Here is an 18,635-nt window from a genome sequence, read left to right on the forward strand (position 1 = left end):
GGAGGGTTCAAGCAGGGCATGCCTTCTGTCGGAGCCGCGACTCACGAGGGGGCAGGCTGATGACGGTCAACACCGGGCTCGGGGACGGACGCACCGGGAGGGGCGCACGCGTCACGCTGCGGCTGGCTTCGGTGGCTGCCGGCGTGGCGGCCGCCGCGCTCTTGGTCGTCGACTTCCGGCTGACCGGTTCGGCAGGCCGGCAGGTACTCGTGGTGGCGCTGACGGCCGCCTTCGTGAGCGCGGTCGTATGGGCGGCGTTGAGCCTGACGGCCCTCCTGATGCGGCCGTCCCTGCGACGGGCCCGGGGGCTCCTCGCGGAGGAGCCCGACCTCTGGGGCTCGGACCGGGAGTTCTTCGCACCGGTGCGCCGTCTGATGGTCCTCGGCGTGCTGCAGACCCTGGTCAACCTGCTGGTCCTGCTCACCGTGTACCCGCTCGCCCTCTGGGCCGGTGTACGGATCTGCGGCGCCGCGGGTCTGCCGGTGCGCCTGACCGGCCTGTGGCCCGTCTTCGTCTCGGGGCTGCTGGTGGCGGCCGTTGCCACCACGGCCGGGACCTTCTTCGCCCTGTTCCGCCGCCGCACCAGCCGTGCAGCCGCGCGCTCGCTGGCCGCCGTACTGCTCAATGCCGCGGGACTCGCGCTCGCCTCGCTCGTGCTGGACGGCGTCCGGCTCGACGCCGCGCCGGGGTGGCGGCAGGCGCTCGCCCTGTGTGCAGTGGCGTCCCTCTTCATGCTGCCGCGCATCACGCTGTCCCTGCCCGTACCGGGAATCGCCTCGATCGTCCTCGTCGCCTACCACTGCCTGGTCTTGTGGCTGATCTGCGCGGCCTTCGCGTACGTGGACCCCGGTCTTCACGCCGACGGCTTCTGGCAGCTGGCGGGGGCCGCCGCGATCATGTGGGCGGTGGAGTGGCCCGCGCGCCTGGCCGTCGCCCGCGCGCAGGGAGCCGCCGCCCAGCCGGCTCCCGTCCTGCCCGATCCGTTCCCGCCGGATCACGGGTTTCCCTCCGGCCCGCTGTACTGAGGGGCCGAGGTCCCCTGGCCCCGCCCGCATCCCGCTCGTCCCCGACACGCCGTCAGGACACCCGGCGAGGTACGGCGGACACCGCTCTCGGGCTGTCCGGTCCCTCGCCCGCACAGCCCGGTTCGGCGGTGCCCGCGGCGCGCGGGCAGGCCGGGCGTCCCTGATCGGGGCGGCCCCGGTCCTGCCGACCGAAGGGCTGTCCACGGCACCCGCTCAATGACAGCCCTGGAGGCGGGGCGCGCCGTCGAGGATCGCCAGCTCGGTTTCCGTGGCCTGGAGTTTCCACTCCGGGGCGACCGCCGCGTACGTGGTGACGTCGTGCCAGCAGCCCTGGGTACGGAAGAGCTGGCGCAGCATCGCTTCGCGGCGCAGGCCCGCGGCGCGCATCACGTCTGCCATGCGGGGGTGGTCGCTGCGGTGGCCCGCCCAGATGCGGTGGAGCCCCAGTTGGCCGAAGCCGAAGGCCATGAGCAGGCGGCCGGCTTCGTGGCCGTGCCCGGCCATCGGGGCGCCGGGGAGCAGCACCAGGCTGGTGAGCATCGCGTTGCTGCCGTACTCCTCGACGAGCAGGCCCATCGTGCCGACGAGGCTGTCGTCGTCGAGGGAGCATACGGCCAGGGTGTATCGGCGCCGCGGGTGGCAGTGGGCCTGGCCCATGGTCCGCGCGAAGGCATCGTGGGCCTCGGCCTCGTCCATGCGATCGATGCCGAGGTAGCGGGTGAGCAGGCGGTGCGTGACGATGCGTGTGTACGGCACGTGATCCGTGACGCGGATTTCGCGCAGCCTCAGGTGCCGGCCGCGGAGTTCGGGTACGCGGCTCATGGGGCGGCCGCCGACTGTGCGGTAAGGGCTCCGGTGGCTCGCGGCAGTACGGACATGTCGGGCCGGGACGGGATGAGCACGTCGAGATCGACGCAGTAGCGCCCGGAAGGAACGGGGTCGCCCAAGAGGATGCGGCGGGCGGTGTCTGCGGCGAGGGCTGCGCCGAGCATCACCCCGCTGGCGAGTTGGGGCCAGCTGGAGAGGGTGCGGCCGATCCGGGGAAGGGCGTCGGTCATGGCGGGGCTCAGCTGCTGCTCATCGACCATGCGCAGCAGGAGACGGACCGTCCCGGCGTGGTCGAGCTCGCGCAGCTCCTCCGCCGTGGTGTCGCCGATGCGGCCGTGGAACAGCCGGCGGCCCGGTTCGGTGTCGAACCGCTCCACGTCGAGGAGCCCGCGGTCGTTGGTGTCCATGAGCACCGGGATACCGAGGCGGCGGGCATGCTCGCGGGCGGCGACCTTCACCCACGGGGTGTCGCACTCCTCGACGAGTACGTCGAGGCCGCCGCGATCGGTGCTGAAGAACTCCTCGATGGAGTCCTCGGTAAGGCCCGTCCGGTGGATCTCGATGTCCAGGTACGGGTCGATCTCGTACATGCGGCGGGCGCACAGCACGGTCTTCTCCACGCCCAGTTCGTGGACGCCGGCGCGCAGCCGGTTGAGGTTCGACAGGCTCAGCCGGTCGAAGTCGGCCAGCCGGAAGGCGCCGCCGACGCCTTCCATGGCGCAGGTCAGCGCGGCGCTGCTGCCGACCGACAACCCGATGACCCCGACCCGGCGGCCCAGCAGCTCCTGCTGCTGCTCGCGGGTGATCTTGTCGCGGTTGCGGTCGGTGCGCACCAGGCGGAACCCGGCCTCGGGCAGCACGTGGACCAGGCGCCCGGACCACGGGTACCAGGCCCATCTGCCGTACAGGTCGGGCCGGCCGCCCGTGGTGTCCTCAACGGCTCGGGTCAGCGCGTGGGCCGTGCGGTAGCCGCCCGGGGAGAGGCAGCGGACGAGTTCGCCGACCTGGTCTTCGATCCGGTCGTGCACCTCTCTGAGGAGGGAGGATGCGCGCACGGCGGCCAACGCGGCGGCGTCGTCGGGCAGGGCCGGATCGAGCAGGAGGGGACGAAACGATTCGCTGGCCTGTTGGGGAGAGGGCAGCACGAACCGCCCCGGGCCCGTACCGGGATACGAGAAGTGAGTCACCCCCAGGACGCTAGCCAATCCGGCGATCTTGAACCGCCCACCTCACTCCGGGGGGCGCACTCGAATTGATCTTCTACTTCACTGCGCCCCCTGAGCGCCCGCGTACGCCTGGCTCCTTCGCCGACCGACTGGCCTCGGGAGGGCAGGCCGCTGCCTCGTGCTCCGGCGCTACGACGCGGCGCGGCTGCCGGGCCCGACGGCGGTGCCGTGGGCCTGCCCCGGGGCCATGTTCACGCCGGCGGCTCGCACCGCCGGGGAAGTGTCACGGTCCCGGGCCGGTGCTCGAAGGTGTCCATGACCAGCCACTCGTCCAGCTCGGGGTCGTAGAGGTTCTGGACACCGAACTGCAGTACCTGCCAGAAGGTGCCCGGGTTGTCCTCGTCGACGTAGATGTCGCCCAGTGCGAGCGGCAGACGTGGGTAGTTCCCGGGAGGCAGCTGCGGGAGGACGACGCCGACCCTCCAGTGGTTCACGTGCCGCTCCGGGGTGCGCCGCAGGGTCTCCGGCCCGACGAACCGGGCGTTCTCGAACCCCTGGTTCAGCGCCTCCAGGTTGAAGCCCGGGATGCGTGAGCAGGAATGCTCGTGCAGACCGGGCCATTTGTACGTCAGCGTGTAGAGCGTGTCGCGGTAGATCAGGTTGGTGAACCAGATGGGGTACTGCGGGCCCCCCGCGGTCATCTGGCTGTCGCCGTCCCTCCCCTCCCAGGTGAACGGCACCGTGATGTCCAGGTCCCGGACGATCCACTTGCCCTTGCCGCGGAAGTCGCGGGGGAGCCGGGGCGGAGGCGGCGTCGGGGAGGCGTTCCGGAACGACGGCGGGGTCCCGGTCCCGGTGCGGGGCCCGGCACCGACCGAAGGCGGAGCCGCCAGGACGACGGCGACCACTCCGGCAAGAGCGGCCGTAGTGGCCGTCCGACGTCTGCCCTTCCAGCCCATGTTTCCCTCGGGTGTCGCGTCAGGCGCCGTCAGGGCGCGGGACGATCACGGCGATTGCTTCGACACCGTCCCCGGAATTGACGATTCCGAAACCGGCTCCCCCACGTCCTGCCGCCGGCCGAGCGCATGAGCTCCTGCGACCCCTGCCCTGGCGCTCCCGCCGGGTGGTAGAACCGGGCATGACCTTCACGACGTCGGGCGTCGCCGCTGCCGGCATCAAGGCCACGGGCAGCGTCAGTGCTGCCCTGATCGGCCGATACCGCCCCACGGGTGTGCCCCGGCTGGGGAGCAAGGAAGACCGGGCGGAGGCGTACCGGCGACTGCTCGACGCCTCGTCCCGCTCCTTCCACTACGCGTACCAGTTTTCCCACCTGCAGGGCGAGGCCGGACGAGCGGCGCACAAGCTCCTGCTGGGCCGGCTCCCCCAGGCGTGGGAGGTCAGCAGCGAACTCATCGGCGCGCTGCACGGCGTACGGCTGTGCGGCACCGTGCCCGTCATCGCCGCGGCGGAGGGCTTGATCACCGCGACCGGCAACCTGGAGCTGAACGAGAGGGACGGCGTCCGCTTCCAGCAGCAGGCTGAGGCGGTGGTCGCCGCACAGGACGCGTTCCTCGATGCCTGCCGCGAGGACCTCGCGTACGCCGCGCGTTGGTGGCAGCCGGCACGCCGGTACAAGGAGCGCCGCTTCCTGCGCGCGCAGAGCGGCCGCTGACGCGGAGGGCGCCGAGAACGTCAACCCGGCCGCGAGTCGGGAGCAACAGCTCGCCGGGCATCCGGGACCTCCACGCCCAAGGTCATGCCCAAGGCCTGGGCCCGACGTGCGACCGGCAGCACATGGTCCGGCCCGCACGGGGCAGACGGTCGGCACCGACCGAAAGGAGCCCGACCATGCTGGGCATCGCCGCCGCAGTCCTGTTCTTCATCGCGTTCCTCATCAACGCGGCTGACATCGCCACCAACGACGTCCTGAGCTCCACCAACTTCATGCTGATCGGTCTCGCGGTGCTCGCGCTGCACGTCGCCGGCATCGGCAGCGCGCGGCCCGCCCGCGGATGGGGCCGCAGACGCTGACGGTCACGGGGACATCGCGCGCACCCGCACCCGCCGCCACGGCCACGCCCCGCACGGGGGCAGGAGCCGCCGTAACCCGGCCAGTATGCCGGGGTCTTGTCGGCAGCGATCGCGAGCAGGAGGGCGGTCACGCCCCCGATGGGCCCCGCCGCCGCTGGGGCCCTCGCTCGTCGGCCGGGTGCCGCGTACCGCGCCGAACGCACCGGCCGGACCGGTTGCCCGGCCGTGGGGCCCACCGATCACGTGATCGGCTGCGTGGTCCCGTCGGGCAGGGCGCAGGTTTCGCTGGCGTAGGGGCGTGAGGTGATCTGCCCGCCCGCGGCCGTGCACTCGTCCCTGGTGATGTTCGGAGACGAGGCCGCTTCAGCGCTGACAGCGCCGACGGCGCTCATGCCGGCAAGGGTCGCCGCGGCCAGGGCGAGGCCCAGGATTCTTCGCATTCGCATGACTTCGTTCTCCTCTCAGGCGCCTCCGGTCGGCCTTCGGGAAGGACACGTCTCAGGACGACGGCGCCTCCTACTCAGCATGGGCGGTCCCCATGAGGCCCGCGAGGCGAGGCCGGGCGCGGGTGCGCGGTGGCGGCATCAGGTCAGGTGGTGGCAGCGGGCCTCGTCGATGCGGCCGGTGTGTGAAAAAGGCGCAGATCAGGGGCCGTTTCGGAGCAATCCGGAACGGCCCCTTGATCATTTTAGGGTGCGACAAGCGGCATGCCGAGGGTGCTCCGCTAGCATGTTCGAGTTAACGATGATGCTGATGAAATATGAATAAACGGCTGGAAATTGATATCTAAAATATCGCGAGATGTGCGGCGTCCACCACGCGTCGTGCTGTGGACCGCGGTAAGTGTGGTGGCGCTCGGCTTCCTCCTCGGGCTGGAGCTGGCCGCGTGGCGGTACGGCGTGGCCGGGCCCGTCACCGCCCAGGCGCGCGAAGTGGTATTCGCCCCCCGGTCGGGGACGGTGCTGTACGCCAGCATGGCTTTGATGATGGTGGTGCTGACCTGGCGGCAGCGGCTCATCGGGCTCGGCGCCGCGATCGGCATCGACCTCGTCCTGTGGCTCGTGCGGTGGCTGGTCGACGCCGAGATGATGTTCGGCAGTGGCGCGCTGTGGGTGACCCTGGCCTGGGGTGTCATCGCCGTCACCCGCCGCACCGGCCGGGAGCGCGCCCTGATCCTGAAGGGCGTCGGGCTGGCCCTGCTGCTGGTTGCCGGCCGTAAGACCGGCTACGTCTGGCTGCTGATCACCTCGAAGACCCGCCCGACGGTCCTCGACCAGTACGTGGCAACCGCCGACCGCGCCCTGGGCAACCCGTCATGGGTGGTCGGCCGGCTCGTCGAGGCCACCGGCACCGTCGGCTTCCGGGTCCTGGAGTTCGTCTACATCCAGCTCGCGGTGGCCGCGGTCGCCGTCGCGCTGTACCAGCTGCGCAACGTCGCGGCCGAGCGCCGCTTCCCGCGCCATCACCTGGTGCGCACCTTCCTCGTCATCGGCCTGCTCGGCCCCGGCATCTACATGATCTTCCCGGTGGTCGGACCGATCTTCGCCTACGGAGCCGACGGGGCGCAGTGGGCCGTGGCCGACCTGTGGCCGGGTACGCCACCGCCGATCGGCGCACCGCAGCCGATGCCCTTCGACGAGTTCACCCCGCGCAACTGCATGCCCAGCCTGCACACCGCCTGGGCCACCGCGATCTTCGTCCATTCCCGCGGCGGCCCTCGGGCCATGAGGTTCGCGGGCACCTTCTGGCTGATCGCCACGCTCGGCGCCACGCTCGGGTTCGGCTACCACTACGGTGCGGACATCGTGGCCGGTGTGGTGTTCACGCTCACGATCGAGGCGGGCCTGCGGGCGCAGGCGCGGGGCTGGGACCGGGCGGGGATCCGGCTGGTCGTCCACGGCGCCGTGGTCTTCGCCGCGCTCCTGGTCTCGTACCGCTACCTGTCGATGGAGCTGGCCGGGCATCCGTGGGTGTTCGGACCGCTGATCGTCCTGGCGATGGCCTCGGTGATCTACGGCTACGTACGGACCACCAGGCTCTGGGAACGGCAGGCGGCGGCCTCGGCGCAGCTGCCGGCACCGCGACGCGAACCGCAGCCCGAACTGGTCTGAGCCGAAGCCGGCCGGGCACGGAGCAGGTGAAGCGACGAGGTCCGCGGCTTCATCGAGGACGCGATGGCGGCCCGCGCCGAGGGCACGCAGACCGGCGACCGCGAGCGCTTCCCGTTGCGGAGGGACGAGGCGTATCTGAGGGCGCATCAGGTACGTGCCGCCGCCGAGAACGCGGTTGCCGAACCCCCACCGGTCAGCGACCAGGCCGTCCGGCTGATCCCGGCGGCCGGCCGCCTGGAGGAGATCGTCGACGCGATCACCGCCGTCGCAGCGGCACGGGACCAGGGGGTGGTGGATCAGGGCCGCGTCGACGAGCTGAGGCGGCGCCTCCGTGATCTCGTGGCACAGCCCCGGCGCGACCCGCCCGCCACGGCCTGAAGGGGGACGCCTGCTCGGCACAGCATGCACCGCGCGCGGCGCCGCGAGCCGGCGCAAGGGTTGGCGCAAGGGTTGGCTGCGCGGCGACCAGACCGTAGGTCCGCCCCCGGGCAGCACCGGGAGGGGGTGCTGGGTCGCCTCGCCGCTCCCGGCCGGTTCCAGGTCCGGGTCGGGCTGTGCCTGCACGGTGCCACGGGCGCCGGTCGGCTCCCGGCCGCAGTGCGGATACCGCCGAACTCGCGTGCCCCCGCCCGAGTTCCGGCGGATCGTGCTCGCCTCGCCTCGCCTCTGCTGGTCACGGGTCGCACCCTTGTTGTCCGGTGCGAACTCCGGTCCGAGCTCAGCCACTTCGGATCCATCCGTGTCCGGATCGACGCTCAGGGATGGTGGTTCGGCCCCGTTGAGTTCACCTCTCCGCGTCGGAGCCGGGGCAGCGGACCGAAGGGCGCTGTGATGTGGCTGTGGCAGGACTTCGACCATCTGGCCTTCGACTTCGCGGAGGGAGTACAGCCGACGGAGGACTTCCGTAGCGAGGCCCGGTTCACCCCAGTGGCGGCCGCGCCCACACACCAAAGTGGCGGCCGCGCCCGCTCACCGAGCCGAGCGCCAGATCGGAGTTCTCAGGACCCGGCTCGTTGATCCCCGCAACGCGACTGCGGAACCGCTTCGACGTCCGCCCCGGCGCGGCTGCCTGTGGGAGAACTTCCATGCCGGCGTGGCGGCCACGCTGGACGGTCAGACAGAAATGGCCCAGCGATGGCTCCGCGCGGTGCGGGACGACGACACCGTCGCACCATGGATCTGAGAGGCGGGAAAGAGGGCCCGGCACGTGTCCGACCTGGCGGAGGACCCGCCCGCGATCCGCACGTGGGCTTCGGCAGTCGGGGTGAGGGCCGTCCCTCGACAGCGTGGCGCGCACGCGTGTTGCGCGAAGGGAGGACGATGAGATGGCGGGGGAGACCACACACCGGGGCACGTGATCGCCCCTCGGCCGGCACGGGACCGCAGCCTCGGCGGTCGAAAGGAGAGTCCGGAGATGGGTGCCATCGAGCCCTCGCAGGACGGTACCGACGGGGCGCGGGCCGCACCGTCCGGGCCGGGTGGCCTGCTCGACTTGCTGGGTGTGGCCGCTGTTCTCCTCGATGCCGACGGCAGAATCGACCTGTGGAGCCCTCAGGCCGAGGAGCTGTTCGGCTATACCGCCGAGGAGGCACTCGGAGAGTTCGCGGGTCGCTTGCTGGTCCACGAAGAGCACCTCTCAGCCGTGCTGGACATGTTCGCTCAGGTCATGGACGGAGGGGACAGCTGGGTCGGAGTCTTCCCCGTTCGTCACAAGGACGGCAGCACGCGCAGAGTGGAGTTCCGCAACATGCGACTGCTGGACTCCCAGCAGGAGTACTACGCACTGGGCCTGGCCGCGGACCAGGCGACGGTACGGCAGGTCGAACGGGACCTGGCACTGTCCGCCCGGCTGGTATCCCAGTCGCCGGTCGGGCTGGGCGTGCTGGACACCGACCTCCGGTACGTCTCGGTCAACCCGGCGGAGGAACGCCTCAACGGAGTGCCAGCCTCCGAGCACATCGGCCGACACGTTCATGAGGTACTGCCGGCCGTGGACGCGTCCTTCGAAGCGGCGATGCGCGAGGTGCTGGTCACCGGCATCCCCATCGTGGACCAGTACACCGTCGGCCGTACTCCGGCCGACCCCCATCACGATCATGCCTGGTCGATCTCGTTCTACCGGCTCGAAGCCCCGAACGGAACCGTGCTGGGTGTCGCCACCTCCAGCGTGGACGTGACCGAGCGGCACCGAGCCGTCGAAGAACAACGCCACACCGCACTCACCCTCCAGCGCAGCCTGCTGCCCCACACCCCACCGCGGCGACCGGGCCTGGAAGTCGCCACCCGCTACCGCCCGGCCCAAGCCACCATGGAGATCGGAGGCGACTGGTTCGACGTCATCCCCCTGCGCGGCGACAAGACCGCGCTCGTCGTCGGAGACGTCATGGGCAGCGGAGTCGCAGCCGCAGCCACCATGGGCCAACTGCGCACCGCTACCCGTACGCTGGCGGATCTCGATCTCGACCCCGCCCAGGTACTGCACCACCTCGATCACGCGACCGAGGGTCTCGAGACGATCGCGACCTGCGTCTATGCGGTCTACGACCCGCACACTGCGCAATGCCACCTCAGCCTGGCCGGGCACCTGCCTCCTGTCCTCCTCCATCCGGACGGCACGCGCGAACTCCTCGACCTACCCACCGGTGCGCCGCTGGGCGGCTGTGGTGTCGCCTTCCGCACCACCAGCCTTGTCATCGAGGCCGGAGACCAGCTCGTCCTTTACACCGACGGCCTGGTCGAGACTCGCGATGAGCCGATTGACACCCGCCTCGAGGTTCTCCTCGACGTCCTCGATGACCCCAGCCGCTCGCTGGAGGAAACCTGCGACCTGCTTCTGCACACTCTGCGGCACCCAGGGGATCATGACGACGTAGCCCTGCTCATCGCCCGGACCACGCCAGAGGCCGGGCGGGGCCATTAGGCCGTTTCCTTCGGATCACCTTGCTGACCAGATGAAGAGGGCGGGGAGGTGGAGTCCGGCGAGGTGGATGGTGGCGGTCTTGTCGTAGCGAGTGGCCAGGCCGCGCCACTGCTTGAGCTCGTTGATGCAGCGTTCGACGGTGTTCCGCTGCTTGTAGGACTCGCGGTCGAAGGCCGGCGGGCGGCCGCCGAACCGGCCCAGCCGCTTGCGGTTGGCGGCCTGTCAGCGGGCTGCGGGGTCACCGCCCGGATTCCGCGGCGCCGCGGACGCCGGCGGATCGCCCGGGACGACTGGGCCTTGTCCGCCAAGATCACGTCGGGGTGATTCTGGGACGGGGCAGACCGATCTGCAAGCTGGCCGGAGCCTCGCTCGTGGGCGGGTGGGACGGAGAAACTGGTGAGTGACCGCACACGCGACACGCGTATCTCGACGATTCTGACCCTCCTCGCGCAGCGAGGGGAATTGCAGGTACGTTCTCTGTCCTCCGGTCTCGGCGTCTCCGGTGCCACCGTCCGCAGGGACCTGGCGGCCACGGAGGAGAACGGCCTCATCCGGCGGTCGCACGGAAGGATCGCCGCGGCGCACCGCGGAGCGGAACCGCCCGTGAGCCTGCGCCGTGCACAGCACACCGAGGCGAAGCGCCGGATCGGGGCCGTGGCCTCGTCCTCGATACCGTCCCGCCCGCTCACGATGGCGCTGGGCGGAGGCAGTACCGTCGGGTTCGTCGCAAGAAGCCTGGCAGGCCGGGCGAACCTCACGGTCGTCACCAACGGCCTCGACACGGCGAGCTCGCTGATGGCCCGACAGGGCGTCAAGGTCGTGGTCACCGGTGGATCCGCGAGGCCGCTGTCCAACGATCTCGTCGGTGGGGTCGCGGAGAGGACACTGCGTTCCTATCGCTTTGACTTTGCGGTCGTCGGTGCGGACGGGGTCAGTCCGCAGGCCGGACTGACCCGGTACACCGCTCACGGCGCGGAGATCGACCGGATCATGTTCGAGCAGGCCGAGCACACGATCATCGTCGCCGACAGCTCGAAGCTCGGCAGGTTGCATCGGGTGAAGACCGCCGGTATCCGCTCCGTCGACACCCTGGCCACGGACCCACGGGCCGACGCGGCCCTGGTCGCCTCTCTCCGCAGGAGCGGCGTCCGGACAACGCTGTCCCCGCCCCGCCCCGCCCCGCCCCGCGCCGGCAGCCGCCTCCGCCGCCGGCGCGCCCGGCTCGGCTCCGCAGCCGCGGCCGCGACCGCCGCCCTGACGTCCGTCTCCCTGCTCGCGGCCTGCGCCGGCCCGCCGAAGGACAATGCGGCCGGTGTCACCGACGTCAGGCTGTCGGCCTCCAGGCCCGAGGCCCGCGGCGAGATCGACGCCTTCACCGGGGCCGTCTATGCCGAACCACCCACCCTCGACTACACGGTGGCCTTCGACTACCCGCAGAACACCGTCCTGTCCAACGTGTGCGAATGCCTGATGCGCTGGACCCCCCGCCTCACCACCGAGCCCGGCCTCGCCCGGAAGGCGGGGAACCCGGACCCCACCACCCGGGTCTACGACCTGCGCCCGGCGTGCGCTTCCACGACGGCAAGGCGATGACCACCGACGACGTGGTCTTCAGCCTCGGTCGGCAGATGGACCCCGACAACGCCGCCGCCTGGGCCCAGGTGTTCCAGAACGTCGCGTCGATCACCAAGAGCAGCCCGCTCCAGGTCACCGTCAAGCTGAACAAGGCCGACTCGCAGTTCCCCCAGTACATGGCCACCGTGCAAGCTCGGCAGGTGGAACAAGGGCCAGTCGATCGAGCTGGAGCGCTTCGACGGCTACTGGGGCACCAGGGCCAAGGCGAAGAAGGCCGTCTTCCGTGTCCTGACCGAGCCGACGGGCAGTCGGATCTCGCGGGTCTGGAGCGGCCCGGCACCGGGTGGGGAATGTGTGATGCCTAAGGGTCGCGGCTTTGCCTCACTCGGCGCCCGGGGCGGCGCGGGGGGTTTCTACTCTGAGGCCATGTCCGTCCGTCGCCGTGCTCAAGGGAGTCGGTAACCGTCGTTGGGGGTAATCGACAAGACTCTGGATGCGTTTGTCGGGCGTCAGGCCGGGCTGACGGCCCTCGCGGGGACTCGCGAAGCAGGAGTGGCCGGCGGCGAGGTCGGCCTGGAGGACCGAGAGGGCGCCGGCCACTGGCTGCCCGACCAGGTTCCCGGCTTGGTCATTCCCCTCATCGAACACCTCGAGGCCCACGCACGGTGAAGGCCGCATCGCCCTCCAGCATCCGCCGCATCGTCTCCGCCGCCTGTACGGACGCGTCGGCACAGCAGTTGTTGAACAGCACGTGGACGGAGGCGGCCCGCTCTGCCATGTCCCGCAGCCGCGGCAGCCACTCGGCCAGCTCCGCCTTGGTGTAGGTGTGGCGGTACTTCGCCTCCTTGCTGCCGGGGCCGCTGGAACCCCACGCGGGGCTCCGCCCGTGGAAACGCACCACGGCGAGGTCCGGGGAGGTGACGCACGCGACCGGAGGAACGGACGTCGGCAGTCCCTGGGCCGTGTCGACGGCCACGGCCGCCATTCCGTGCCGGTCCAGGAGGGCGGCGGTGGCCGTCCGCCGCTCCTCGCCCCACCACCCCGGATGGCGCAACTCCACGGCCAGCGGCCAGCCGGCCGCCCGTTCGGCGCACTCCTCCACCGCCGCCTCTGCGCGCGCCCCGGGGGCGAGTGAGGCCGGGAACTGGAATAGCAGCGTCCCGAGTCGTCCGGTCTCGCGCAGGGGAGCGAGCGCCCCGCTGAAGCGCTCCCACACTTCCTTGCGGAGTCCGCCGTCGGCCCGCACCCAGGCGGGGCCGCTCCCCGCCGGTCGCAGATCGGCGGGGAGGGCGGTCGTCCGGGTCGGCTGGCCGGTGAGCAGTGAGAACGCCTTGACGTCGAACCGGAAGTCCGGCGGGGTCCGTTCGGTCCACAGCCGGCTGTTGCGGGCACTCGGCAGCCCGTAGTAGGTGGAGTCGACCTCCACGACGGGGAAGCGGGCGGCGTAGTGCCTCAGCCGCCCCTCCGCGTCCCGCCGCCGGGCGGGGTACCACCCGCTGGCGACCAGCGCCGGATCCGTCCACGAACACGCGCCCACCGAGATGTCACCCATGGGTCGCCGTATACCCCGCCGGGCCGCCGGCACCGCTGAATCGCTCCCCACGGGACCGGCAGCCAGGGCAACGACGTCCCGCCGGTGGCGTTGACGGCCTTGCCGGGAATGCAACTCGCCTCGTCGGAGGCCAGGAAGACGTACGCGGGGGCCATTTCCGCCGGGTGGGATCCGGTCCGGACTTCGGCAACGGACAGCCGTGACCGGTCCCCGCAACCGGACCGTACGCCAGTCCCTGGTCCGCCGGTCGGGTGGTATCCGTAGCGCGGCGCGACGGCGGGGCGCGCAGGGGGCATGAGCATGTGCGGGACACGAGTGCCTACCTTCGTGCGGGGCGTGGAACCGCAAGCCGGCGTCACTGGAGCCGAAAAGCCGAAAAGCCGAAAAGCCGAAAAGCCGAAGAGGCGAAGAGACGAAGAGACGAACCGGGAGACACGCGTGATCGCGAAATCGGGAAGTGAGCCGTGAGCGAGGTGTCACCCGTGAGAGCGCCGACAGCCGCGGGAGCGGAGTGCCGACGGGCGGCACGGTCCCGTGCGAGGGCCCTGCAGGCTGCCCTCGGCGTCGGCGCCGCCGCTCTGGTCCTGGCCGGGTGCGGAGCGCCCGCGACGCGGGTCTCCGGCGCGCGGGCCGCCGGGGAGCAGTTCGTACGGGCCCTGGCCGCCAACGACCGAGAGGCGGCGTGCCGGCTGCTCGCACCCGAGACGCGCGAAGCCCTGGAGCAGGAGGAACGCACGGCGTGCGGGCCCGCGCTGGGTGCGGAGGACCTCCCCGAGGCCGGCACGGTGCGCGCTACCGAGGTGTACGGGCGACAGGCCATGCTCCGTCTGGAGGGGGACACGCTCTTCCTGTCCCTGTTTGACAGCGGGTGGAAGGTCGTGGCGGCCGGCTGCACTCCGCGGGCGGAACAGCCTTACCAGTGCGAGCTGAAGGGCGGCTGAGGAATGCGCTTGCTGTTCGTGACCTGCCTCGTCGTGGTGGTCGGCGGGCTCGCCTATTTCATCGCGATCGGAGCGATGCACCGATGAGTGACGACGACCGGGAGACCGCCGCGCCGCGCGGCGGGTTTTGGCGGAACAACAGCCTGACGCTGGTCTTCGGGACGGCCTTCCTGGTGGTGCTGGTCGCGCAGGCCGTGGCCGGGCACGCCGAGTTCAACGACCAGCTCACGGTGGACGGCCTGCAGCGGATCAGCCTGGGCGAGTACGTCACCACCTCGGACTTCGCCGTGGACGTCTCGGAGAACTGGCAGTCGGAGTTCCTGCAGTTCTTCCTTTACATCTTCGGCACCGTCTACCTCCTCCAGCGCGGTTCTCCCGAGTCCAAGGAGCTCCACAAGGCGGGTACGGAATCGGACCGCGAGCAGCGCCTGGGCGACCATGCCCGCGGCGACTCGCCCCGTTGGGCCGGCACCAAGGACTGGCGTCAGCGGCTCTACTCTCGCTCACTGGGTATCGTGATGGGCTGCCTGTTCCTCGGATCCTGGCTCGCCCAGTCGATCGCGGGGGTGGCGGCGTACGACGAACAGCGGCTGCGGCAGCTCCAGGACCCCATCGAGTGGGGCGCCTACCTCGGTGCGCCGGACTTCTGGAGCCGCACGCTGCAGAACTGGCAGTCCGAACTCCTCGCGGTCGCCGCCATGGTCATTCTCTCCGTCTACCTGCGCCAGCGCGGTTCCCCCGAATCCAAGCCGGTCGGCGCCGCCCACACCTCGACAGGTGTGGAGGGCTGAATGTCGAAGGAGAGGAGGCGGCCATGGCACGTACGGCCCTCATCGTGATCGACATGCTCAACACCTACGAACACGAGGACGCGGACGCCCTCGCCCCGTCCGTCCGCAAAGCCCTGCCCGGTATCCGCCTGCTGCTGGAGCGGGCCCGCTCGGACGAGGCGCCGGTCATCTACGTGAACGACAACTTCGGGCAGTGGCGTTCCCACCACGGGGAGATCCTCCGGGCCGCCCTGTCCGGCCGGCACGCGGACCTGGTCGAGCCGGTCGCCCCCGACGAGGAGGCGCTCTTCGTCGTCAAGGCCCGGCACTCGGCCTTCTTCGAGACGCCCCTGGGCTATCTGCTGGAGCAGCTCGACGTCGGCCGGGTCGTCCTGTGCGGGCAGGTGACCGAACAGTGCGTGCTGTATTCGGCCCTGGACGCCCACATCCGGCACCTCGACGTCGTGGTCGCCGCCGACGCCGTCGCCCACATCGACGCGGACCTCGCCGAAGCGGCCGTACGGATGATGGAGCGCAACATGGGGGCCGAGATCCTGCCGGGACACGACATCGCCTTCGACACCCCGCACGACCGCACCTGAGGGGAACGGGCCCGCACCACGACAACGGCTCCCGCAGGAGGTAGCCATGAACACCACGACCGACCGCATTGCGCGCCCCTGGGGCCCGCGGACCGCCTACGGGCGGGGCGAGCCGTGGCCCGTGCGCGTCGACACCTTCCTCTCCCACGGTGTCACGGAGGCGCAGGTGCAGCGCTGGGTACGGGCGGCCTCGATCCTGCATTCCGACGGGGACGCCATGGACATCGCGGTCATCGACGGCCGCATGGTCGGCGTACGGGGGCGCGCCGACGACCGGGTCAACCACGGCCGCCTGGGGCCCAAGGACCTCTTCGGGTGGCAGGCCAACGCCTCGCCCGACCGGCTCACCCGGCCTCTGGTCCGCGAGGGGGGCCGGCTCGTGGAAACCGACTGGGACACGGCGATGGGCCGGATCGTCTTCCGTACCCAGGAGCTGCTGCGCGAGCGGGGGCCCGGCTCGATCGGCTTCCATACCTCGGGGCAGCTGTTCCTGGAGGAGTACTACACGCTGGCGACGATGGCCCGGGCCGGTATCGGGACCAACCATCTCGATGGCAACACCCGGCTGTGCACCGCGACTGCGGCGGAGGCCCTCAAGGAGTCGTTCGGGTGCGACGGCCAGCCCGGCTCCTACGACGACATCGACCACGCCGACGTGATCGCCCTCTTCGGACACAACATCGCCGAGACGCAGCCCGTCCAGTGGATGCGGATCCTGGACCGCCTCCAGGGCGCCGATCCGCCCCGCCTCCTCTGCGTCGATCCGCGCCCCACCCCCGTGGCCCGGCGGGCCGCGGTCCACCCCGCACCGCGCGCCGGCACCAACGTGGCCCTCCTCAACGCTCTCCTGCACGAGGTCGTCCGCACCGGACGGATCGACCACGACTACCTCGCCGCCCACACCGTCGGGTTCGACGGACTGCGCGCGCAGGTGGAGGAGTGCACCCCGCGGTGGGCTGCGGACATCTGCGACGTGCCGGCCGCACGGATCGAGGAAGCGGCCGAGGTCCTCGGGACGGCCGAGCGCCTGTTGTCCACGGTGCTCCAGGGCGTCTATCAGTCCCATCAGGCGACCGCCGCCGCCGTGCAGGTCAACAACCTGCACCTGATCCGCGGCATGCTCGGCCGCCCCGGAGCCGGTGTGCTCCAGATGAACGGTCAGCCCACCGCGCAGAACACCCGGGAATGCGGCGCCGACGGAGACCTCCCCGGCTTCCGCAACTGGCAGAACGAGGAGCACGTCGCCGATCTCGCCCGGGTGTGGAACGTCGAACCGGACCGCATCCCGCACTACGCGCCGCCCACACACGCCATGCAGATCTTCCGCTACGCCGAGCAGGGCTCCCTGCGCATGCTGTGGATCAGCGGCACCAACCCCGCCGTGTCGCTGCCGGAGCTGGCCCGCATCCGCCCGATCCTGTCCCAGGAGCGGCTGTTCACCGTCGTACAGGACCTGTTCCTGACGGAGACGGCCCAGCTGGCCGACGTCGTCCTGCCCGCCGCGACCTGGGGAGAGAAGACCGGGACCTTCACCAACGCCGACCGCACGGTCCACCTGTCCGACCAGGCCGTCGAACCGCCCGGCGAGGCGCGGCCGGACCTCGACATCTTCCTCGACTTCGCCGCCCGCATGGACTTCCGCGACAAGGACGGCGGCCCGCTGGTCCACTGGCACGACCCGCGCTCGGCGTTCGAGGCGTGGAAGCGGTGCAGCGCCGGACGCCCCTGCGACTACACCGGCCTCGACCACGACCTGCTCCGCCGGGCCGGCGGCATCCAGTGGCCGTGCAACGAGCACGCACCCGGCGGAACCGAGCGCCTGTACACCGACGGGATCAGCTGGGCCCACCCCGACACCTGCGAGACGTACGGCAAGGACCTGGAGACGGGCGCTGCCGACAGCGCCACCGACTACCGGGCGTGCAACCCGACGGGCAAGGCGATGATCAAAGCGGCCGCCTACCGGCCGCCTCGCGAGCAGCCCGACGACAGCCACCCCTTCCAGCTCACCACCGGGCGCACCCTCTACCACTTCCACACCCGCACGAAGACCGGCCGCACCCCCCAGCTGAACGCCGCCGCCCCCGACGTGTGGGTCGAGGCGTCAGCGGCTGACGCGGCGGAACTGGGCCTCGAAGAAGGGGACCTGGTAGAGGTCGCCTCCCGGCGGGGCGCCCTCCGCGGGCGGCTGCGCGTGACCGGTATCCGCCGCGGGCTGCTGTTCGTGCCGTTCCACTACGGCTACTGGGACACCCCCGCCGGAAACGCGCCGGACGGCACCACCCCCGGCCGGGCGGCCAACGAGACGACGGTCACCGACTGGGACCCGGCCTCGAAGCAGCGGCTCTTCAAGACCGCGTCGGCGTCCCTCTCCCTGGTCGAACGAGGGAACGGCACCCCGGCCCCCGCCCCCACCACGACCGCGTCAGCCCCCGTCGGGCCGGGGACCGTGCCCGCCACGGAGGGCGGCCCGACCGCCCGCGCCACGCACATCTTCGAGAACGAGCGGTACGACGCCGAGGCAGGCGACGACGAGTGAACGGCATCGCCTGGGCGCTGCGCGCGCTCCACCGCGGCGAGGAGGACCTGGCGCAGGAGCTCCTCGCGGTCGCCGGACGCCACCGCGCCGAACACGAGGTGCACCACATCGCCACCGACCTGGCCGGATGGTCCTTCGAACACGTGCGGCGCCTGGCCGAGGCCGGCGCCACCCACGGCCTCACCCTCGACGGCGTCCCCGCCGCCGCGGGCCGGGACTCGGCCCCCGCGCCGACGGAGCCGCAGCCGCCGGGCCTGCTCCTCCTGACGGACCTCCGCGAACTCCACGTGGCCGCCGCCCGGAGCTCCCTCCACTGGGAGATGCTCGCCCAGACCGCCAAGGCCACCCACGACCAGGGGCTCACCGCCCTCGCCGCTTCCTGCCACCCGCAGACACTGCGGCAGATGCGCTGGACCAACACCATGATCAAGAATCTCTGTCCGCAGGTCCTGACCAGCTCGTGACCCCCGGCGGACTCACGTCGCGGGCCGTCCCGGTTCGGCGGCGCCGTCCGGGGCAGGCGCCTGGCAGCACGCCATTCCCGGGGGACGAACCACCGAGGACGAACCCACGAG

At 71.3% G+C, this 18,635-nt stretch carries 18 protein-coding genes and 2 pseudogenes; 13 read left to right on the plus strand and 7 right to left on the minus strand.

Annotated elements, in window-relative coordinates; all coding sequences use genetic code 11:
* Positions 1-59: 59 nt before the first annotated feature.
* Positions 60-1,025 carry a hypothetical protein gene (locus ACGFZK_RS06485; protein ID WP_393847691.1) on the plus strand — a complete coding sequence of 322 codons (966 nt, stop codon included), beginning with the start codon at positions 60-62 and terminating at the stop codon, positions 1,023-1,025.
* Between the two features lie 213 nt (positions 1,026-1,238).
* Here ACGFZK_RS06485 and ACGFZK_RS06490 read toward each other — a convergent pair whose 3' ends face one another.
* The 3 genes from ACGFZK_RS06490 to ACGFZK_RS06500 all read right to left on the minus strand — a co-directional run bounded on the left by ACGFZK_RS06490 (position 1,239) and on the right by ACGFZK_RS06500 (position 3,978).
* Positions 1,239-1,847: a GNAT family N-acetyltransferase gene (locus ACGFZK_RS06490; RefSeq protein ID WP_393847692.1), complete on the minus strand. Its 609-nt coding sequence runs from the start codon at positions 1,845-1,847 to the stop codon at positions 1,239-1,241.
* On the minus strand, positions 1,844-3,040 hold the full coding sequence (locus ACGFZK_RS06495; RefSeq protein WP_393847693.1) for a ThiF family adenylyltransferase: 1,197 nt from the start codon (positions 3,038-3,040) through the stop codon (positions 1,844-1,846). The genes ACGFZK_RS06490 and ACGFZK_RS06495 overlap by 4 nt, the downstream gene beginning before the upstream one ends.
* Before the next feature lie 230 nt (positions 3,041-3,270).
* Positions 3,271-3,978, minus strand: coding sequence for a hypothetical protein (locus ACGFZK_RS06500; RefSeq protein WP_393847694.1), 708 nt, complete (start codon positions 3,976-3,978; stop codon positions 3,271-3,273).
* A gap of 179 nt (positions 3,979-4,157) precedes the next feature.
* Between ACGFZK_RS06500 and ACGFZK_RS06505 the strand changes: the two genes are divergently transcribed.
* Positions 4,158-4,691, plus strand: coding sequence for a hypothetical protein (locus tag ACGFZK_RS06505; protein WP_393847695.1), 534 nt, complete (start codon positions 4,158-4,160; stop codon positions 4,689-4,691).
* Positions 4,692-4,867: 176 nt separating this feature from the next.
* Positions 4,868-5,050, plus strand: coding sequence for a hypothetical protein (locus tag ACGFZK_RS06510; protein ID WP_393847696.1), 183 nt, complete (start codon positions 4,868-4,870; stop codon positions 5,048-5,050).
* Positions 5,051-5,289: 239 nt separating this feature from the next.
* On the opposite strand, the gene ACGFZK_RS06515 is transcribed toward ACGFZK_RS06510, so the two are convergent.
* Positions 5,290-5,496, minus strand: a complete 207-nt coding sequence (locus ACGFZK_RS06515) for a hypothetical protein (RefSeq protein WP_393847697.1) — start codon at positions 5,494-5,496, stop codon at positions 5,290-5,292.
* A gap of 357 nt (positions 5,497-5,853) precedes the next feature.
* On the opposite strand from ACGFZK_RS06515, the gene ACGFZK_RS06520 reads away from it, so the two are divergent.
* From ACGFZK_RS06520 to ACGFZK_RS06530, 3 genes are all read left to right on the plus strand, one after another.
* The gene (locus ACGFZK_RS06520) at positions 5,854-7,161 is read left to right on the plus strand and encodes a phosphatase PAP2 family protein (RefSeq protein ID WP_393847698.1); all 1,308 of its coding nucleotides are present in this window, start codon (positions 5,854-5,856) and stop codon (positions 7,159-7,161) included.
* A gap of 63 nt (positions 7,162-7,224) precedes the next feature.
* Positions 7,225-7,539: a hypothetical protein gene (locus tag ACGFZK_RS06525; protein WP_393847699.1), complete on the plus strand. Its 315-nt coding sequence runs from the start codon at positions 7,225-7,227 to the stop codon at positions 7,537-7,539.
* Positions 7,540-8,575: 1,036 nt separating this feature from the next.
* Positions 8,576-10,081, plus strand: coding sequence for a SpoIIE family protein phosphatase (locus ACGFZK_RS06530; RefSeq protein ID WP_393847700.1), 1,506 nt, complete (start codon positions 8,576-8,578; stop codon positions 10,079-10,081).
* A gap of 15 nt (positions 10,082-10,096) precedes the next feature.
* On the opposite strand, the pseudogene ACGFZK_RS06535 reads toward ACGFZK_RS06530, so the two are convergent.
* Positions 10,097-10,424, minus strand: a pseudogene (locus tag ACGFZK_RS06535) (transposase); the annotation flags it as partial.
* 53 nt (positions 10,425-10,477) lie between these two features.
* Here ACGFZK_RS06535 and ACGFZK_RS06540 point away from each other — a divergent pair.
* Together ACGFZK_RS06540 and ACGFZK_RS06545 are read left to right on the plus strand one after the other, a co-directional pair.
* Complete coding sequence (locus ACGFZK_RS06540; protein WP_393847701.1) at positions 10,478-11,674, plus strand: DeoR family transcriptional regulator; 1,197 nt, start codon at positions 10,478-10,480, stop codon at positions 11,672-11,674.
* The gene (locus ACGFZK_RS06545) at positions 11,671-12,021 is read left to right on the plus strand and encodes an ABC transporter substrate-binding protein (protein ID WP_393847702.1); all 351 of its coding nucleotides are present in this window, start codon (positions 11,671-11,673) and stop codon (positions 12,019-12,021) included. The genes ACGFZK_RS06540 and ACGFZK_RS06545 overlap by 4 nt, the downstream gene beginning before the upstream one ends.
* Before the next feature lie 272 nt (positions 12,022-12,293).
* On the opposite strand, the gene ACGFZK_RS06550 is transcribed toward ACGFZK_RS06545, so the two are convergent.
* Positions 12,294-13,208, minus strand: a complete 915-nt coding sequence (locus ACGFZK_RS06550) for a DUF72 domain-containing protein (RefSeq protein WP_393847703.1) — start codon at positions 13,206-13,208, stop codon at positions 12,294-12,296.
* 65 nt (positions 13,209-13,273) lie between these two features.
* Positions 13,274-13,378 (minus strand): annotated as a pseudogene (locus ACGFZK_RS06555) (NAD(P)-dependent dehydrogenase); the annotation flags it as partial.
* Positions 13,379-13,690: 312 nt separating this feature from the next.
* Here ACGFZK_RS06555 and ACGFZK_RS06560 point away from each other — a divergent pair.
* The 5 genes from ACGFZK_RS06560 (at position 13,691) to ACGFZK_RS06580 (ending at position 18,524) form a co-directional block, all read left to right on the plus strand.
* Positions 13,691-14,149, plus strand: coding sequence for a hypothetical protein (locus ACGFZK_RS06560; RefSeq protein WP_393847704.1), 459 nt, complete (start codon positions 13,691-13,693; stop codon positions 14,147-14,149).
* Between the two features lie 83 nt (positions 14,150-14,232).
* Positions 14,233-14,940: a DUF6766 family protein gene (locus ACGFZK_RS06565; protein ID WP_393847705.1), complete on the plus strand. Its 708-nt coding sequence runs from the start codon at positions 14,233-14,235 to the stop codon at positions 14,938-14,940.
* 23 nt (positions 14,941-14,963) lie between these two features.
* Positions 14,964-15,521, plus strand: coding sequence for an isochorismatase family cysteine hydrolase (locus ACGFZK_RS06570; protein ID WP_393847706.1), 558 nt, complete (start codon positions 14,964-14,966; stop codon positions 15,519-15,521).
* Positions 15,522-15,567: 46 nt separating this feature from the next.
* Positions 15,568-18,060 (plus strand): molybdopterin oxidoreductase family protein, encoded by a 2,493-nt coding sequence (locus ACGFZK_RS06575; RefSeq protein WP_393847707.1) that lies wholly within the window; start codon positions 15,568-15,570, stop codon positions 18,058-18,060.
* Positions 18,057-18,524, plus strand: coding sequence for a hypothetical protein (locus tag ACGFZK_RS06580; RefSeq protein ID WP_393847708.1), 468 nt, complete (start codon positions 18,057-18,059; stop codon positions 18,522-18,524). Before ACGFZK_RS06575 ends, ACGFZK_RS06580 begins: the two co-directional genes overlap by 4 nt.
* The last annotated feature ends 111 nt before the right edge of the window (positions 18,525-18,635 follow it).

Source organism: Streptomyces sp. NPDC048257 (assembly GCF_043201855.1).
GTDB lineage: Bacteria > Actinomycetota > Actinomycetes > Streptomycetales > Streptomycetaceae > Streptomyces.

Coding starts and splice junctions, on each gene's coding strand:
- ACGFZK_RS06485 (WP_393847691.1), top strand. CDS start 60: ATGACGGTCAACACCGGGCTCGGGGACGGACGCACCGGGAGGGGCGCA.
- ACGFZK_RS06490 (WP_393847692.1), bottom strand. CDS start 1,847: ATGAGCCGCGTACCCGAACTCCGCGGCCGGCACCTGAGGCTGCGCGAA.
- ACGFZK_RS06500 (WP_393847694.1), bottom strand. CDS start 3,978: ATGGGCTGGAAGGGCAGACGTCGGACGGCCACTACGGCCGCTCTTGCC.
- ACGFZK_RS06505 (WP_393847695.1), top strand. CDS start 4,158: ATGACCTTCACGACGTCGGGCGTCGCCGCTGCCGGCATCAAGGCCACG.
- ACGFZK_RS06510 (WP_393847696.1), top strand. CDS start 4,868: ATGCTGGGCATCGCCGCCGCAGTCCTGTTCTTCATCGCGTTCCTCATC.
- ACGFZK_RS06515 (WP_393847697.1), bottom strand. CDS start 5,496: ATGCGAATGCGAAGAATCCTGGGCCTCGCCCTGGCCGCGGCGACCCTT.
- ACGFZK_RS06525 (WP_393847699.1), top strand. CDS start 7,225: ATGGCGGCCCGCGCCGAGGGCACGCAGACCGGCGACCGCGAGCGCTTC.
- ACGFZK_RS06530 (WP_393847700.1), top strand. CDS start 8,576: ATGGGTGCCATCGAGCCCTCGCAGGACGGTACCGACGGGGCGCGGGCC.
- ACGFZK_RS06545 (WP_393847702.1), top strand. CDS start 11,671: ATGACCACCGACGACGTGGTCTTCAGCCTCGGTCGGCAGATGGACCCC.
- ACGFZK_RS06550 (WP_393847703.1), bottom strand. CDS start 13,208: ATGGGTGACATCTCGGTGGGCGCGTGTTCGTGGACGGATCCGGCGCTG.
- ACGFZK_RS06565 (WP_393847705.1), top strand. CDS start 14,233: ATGAGTGACGACGACCGGGAGACCGCCGCGCCGCGCGGCGGGTTTTGG.
- ACGFZK_RS06570 (WP_393847706.1), top strand. CDS start 14,964: ATGGCACGTACGGCCCTCATCGTGATCGACATGCTCAACACCTACGAA.
- ACGFZK_RS06575 (WP_393847707.1), top strand. CDS start 15,568: ATGAACACCACGACCGACCGCATTGCGCGCCCCTGGGGCCCGCGGACC.